This window comes from Chamaesiphon sp. OTE_75_metabat_556 (genome assembly GCF_031378165.1).
GTDB lineage: Bacteria > Cyanobacteriota > Cyanobacteriia > Cyanobacteriales > Chamaesiphonaceae > Chamaesiphon.
Window position 1 is genome coordinate 1 of record NZ_JANNDR010000477.1, and the last position, 3391, is coordinate 3391.

At 48.7% G+C, this 3391-nt stretch carries 2 protein-coding genes and 1 pseudogene; 2 read left to right on the plus strand and 1 reads right to left on the minus strand.

All coding sequences use genetic code 11. From position 1 onward, the window contains the following. Positions 1–328 (plus strand): annotated as a pseudogene (locus tag RMO27_RS19225) (hypothetical protein); the annotation flags it as partial. Between the two features lie 120 nt (positions 329–448). On the opposite strand, the gene RMO27_RS19230 reads toward RMO27_RS19225, so the two are convergent. Next, positions 449–910, minus strand: a complete 462-nt coding sequence (locus tag RMO27_RS19230; protein WP_309735531.1) for a hypothetical protein — start codon at positions 908–910, stop codon at positions 449–451. Between the two features lie 446 nt (positions 911–1356). Here RMO27_RS19230 and tkt point away from each other — a divergent pair, with 446 nt between their 5' ends. Next, entirely contained in the window at positions 1357–3369 is a 2013-nt protein-coding gene (gene tkt, locus RMO27_RS19235) for a transketolase (protein WP_309735533.1), read from the plus strand. The last annotated feature ends 22 nt before the right edge of the window (positions 3370–3391 follow it).

The following is a 3391-nucleotide window of genomic DNA, read 5'->3' on the forward strand; positions in this document are numbered from 1 at the left end:
CCGCCAAAAGTTCACCGCGATCGATCCGCAGCAGGATACCTCCAAGTTTCTGATCTTATTTCACACTCACGCTGGCGAACTGTGTGGTTTGCCAGTCAAAGAAGCACCCGTCCTGATGGATATCGATCCAGACACGATTCGATCGATCCCCCTGGCTTATCGCGAAGTCAATCAACTCAGTTTTGCCAGTCGGATGGCGATCGTTCCCCAAGCCGAAGGTGGCGAACCGCTCCAGATTCTCTTACTCGGATTCGATGCAGCGATGCCCCCATCATCCGATCGATCTCTCTCCTCACAATTGAGCGGTGCCACCAGTCATCTCAACTGAAGTTAACAATCGATTAAGCTTTAAAAATTGAGGTAGGGGCAATTCATGAATTGCCTCTACCTCAATTTTTGGTGATTTTCTCTACCCGAAATCATCCCTGATGTCGTTAGATATCCGAAGTCAAGTCTCCACCGACTCAAACCCTTTTTTGACCTCTGCGACTACTTCCGCCGCTTCATCATCATCGATATCCATCACTGCTTGCAACTCTTTGAGAAATACTTGGGCATTGGCCGGAATCTCGCCCGTATCGGGGTTCATCTTGGTCAAAATCGCCGCCGCATAAGCATCCGGCACGAGATCGTCAGGAATCGCTTCATCTGCAGCATTAAATAAAGCTCCCAAACCTTGGTCGGTGGCGATCGCGGTCAATCGATCGACCATCGACAATAAATCCTCATCGGAATATTCTGCATACAAGTCAAAATCCGCCAAAATATCCAAGAATAAATCTGGCGCAACTAATTCCTGCAAATTATCTGCCAGGGCAGCAATCAGCACGATCGATGCCAAGCCTTCAGCTTCATTTAATGGCTCTTCGGTATACTCTTCAGCGTTGAAGATATTATCGTATTTTGGCATGTTCCTACTTTGTGCGATCGACTACCTCTCGCCTAGTAATACCAGATGCTGTGGGCAAATGGAAGGGATGGTGATGTTATGTAACAAAATCTAGGGAGGTAGTGAATAGTGAATAGTGAATAGTGGATAGAAGTTGGGCTTTAATGAGGATGACGATACTATCTGAATCCCAAGTAATTCACTATCCACTATCCACTATCCACTCCTCTTACCCCTTGCTCATCCATCCACCAAATGGGATGATGAGTAGAAATTGTATCGATGCAGATCTATTTGCAAATTTCAGTTGCAGCTTCAAAACACCATACCTGCGTGGTAAATGTTTGACTCGGATCGGTTAGCACCTGTCGGCTGGAAACTTGCAATTTTTAGATACTCGACCCGCACTTGTCTAGCTGTGCATTTAGCACCTGTTTCACTAGTCATTAGTTTAATCAATATATATCATGCCTGTAACCGCCCAATCCTTAGACCAACTCGCTATTAATTCTATTCGCTTCCTCGCTGTCGATGCAATCGAGAAAGCTAAATCTGGCCACCCAGGTTTACCAATGGGTGCGGCTCCGATGGCGTACGTGCTGTGGCAAAAATTCATGCAGCACAATCCCAAGAATCCCCAATGGTTCAACCGCGATCGGTTTGTCTTGTCTGCTGGTCATGGTTCGATGTTGCAATACGCGCTATTGCACTTGACTGGTTATGATAGCGTCAGCATCGAAGATATCAAAAGCTTCCGTCAGTGGGGTTCTAGCACACCTGGACACCCTGAAAACTTTGAGACTGCCGGAATCGAAGTGACTACTGGCCCCCTCGGTCAAGGGATTGCCAATGGTGTCGGTTTAGCCTTGGCTGAAGCGCATTTGGCAGCTAAATTTAACAAGCCTGATGCTACTTTAGTTGACCACTACACCTATGTCATCGTCGGTGATGGTTGCAACATGGAAGGTATTTCTGGTGAGGCAGCATCGATCGCGGCTCACTGGGGACTTGGTAAACTGATCGTGTTATATGACGATAACCATATCTCGATCGATGGTTCCACCGATGTCGCTTTCACTGAAGACGTATCCGCACGGTTTGAAGCTTACGGCTGGCACACCATCCACGTCAAAGATGGTAACACCGACCTCGCAGGGATTGAAGCCGCGATCTCCGCAGCGAAAGCCGTCACCGATAAACCAACGATGATCAAAGTCACCACGATCATCGGTTACGGTTCCCCCAATAAATCCAACACCGCTGGTATCCACGGTGCAGCCCTAGGCGATGCCGAAATCAAACTCACCCGCGAAAACCTCGGCTGGGAACACGCTCCGTTTGAATTACCTGCTGATGCCGTCACCCACATGCGCGAAGCAGTCGCCAATGGTGCTAAAGCCGAAAGCGCGTGGAACGCCACTCTTGCTAGTTACACCACCAAATATCCCGCAGAAGCCGCTGATTTCACATCTTTAACCTCTCGCAAACTCCCTGCTGGTTGGGATAGCGTCTTACCTACCTACACTCCCGCAGATAGCGCAGTAGCTAGCCGTAAGCACTCTGAAATTTGCCTCAACAAATTAGCTGCTGTCCTCCCAGGTTTAATCGGCGGTTCCGCTGACTTAACCCACTCCAACCTCACCGAAATCAAAACTTCCGGTGATTTCCAAAAAGGTGCCTACCAAAATCGTAACGTTCACTTCGGTGTCCGCGAACATGCGATGGGTGCCATCTGTAATGGTATCGCCCTCCACAACTCTGGCTTGATTCCTTACGGCGCAACCTTCCTAATCTTCTCCGATTACATGCGCGCACCAATTCGCCTCTCCGCCCTCTCCAAAGCGGGTTCGATTTGGGTAATGACTCACGATTCCGTCGGACAAGGTGAAGATGGACCTACTCACCAACCGATCGAAACTATCGCCTCCTTACGGGCGATTCCTAACCTCACCGTCATCCGTCCCGCCGATGGTAACGAAACTTCCGGTGCATATAAAGTAGCGATCGAGAAAGCCAGCAAAACCGATCCTACCCTGCTCGCACTCTCCCGTCAAAATCTGCCTAACTTACCAGGTACCTCGATCGCGGGTGTAGCCAAAGGTGCTTACACGATCGTCGATTCCAACGGTACTCCCGACATCATCCTGATCGGTACTGGTTCCGAAGTCAACCTTTGTGTCACGGCTGCTGAAAAACTCACTGCCGAAGGCAAAAAAGTTCGCGTAGTTTCCATGCCATCATGGGAATTATTCGACGAGCAAGACGCAGCTTATAAAGAATCCGTCTTACCTAAAGCTGTCACCAAACGGGTAGCAGTCGAAGCGGCTTGCAGCCAAGGTTGGCACCGCTTTGTCGTTATCGATGGTGGGCTGGTAACAATCGATCGTTTTTGTGCTTCGGCTCCAGGTGGCGTTGTAATGGATAAATTTGGTTTCACTGTCGATAACGTTGTGAAAACAGCTAAATCTGTATTGGGCTAATCGATTCTAATTTAGATTAATA

What these genes read in the sequence shown, in the direction of transcription:
- RMO27_RS19230 (WP_309735531.1), bottom strand. Translation starts at nt 910, where the DNA reads ATGCCAAAATACGATAATATCTTCAACGCTGAAGAGTATACCGAAGAG.
- tkt (WP_309735533.1), top strand. Translation starts at nt 1,357, where the DNA reads ATGCCTGTAACCGCCCAATCCTTAGACCAACTCGCTATTAATTCTATT.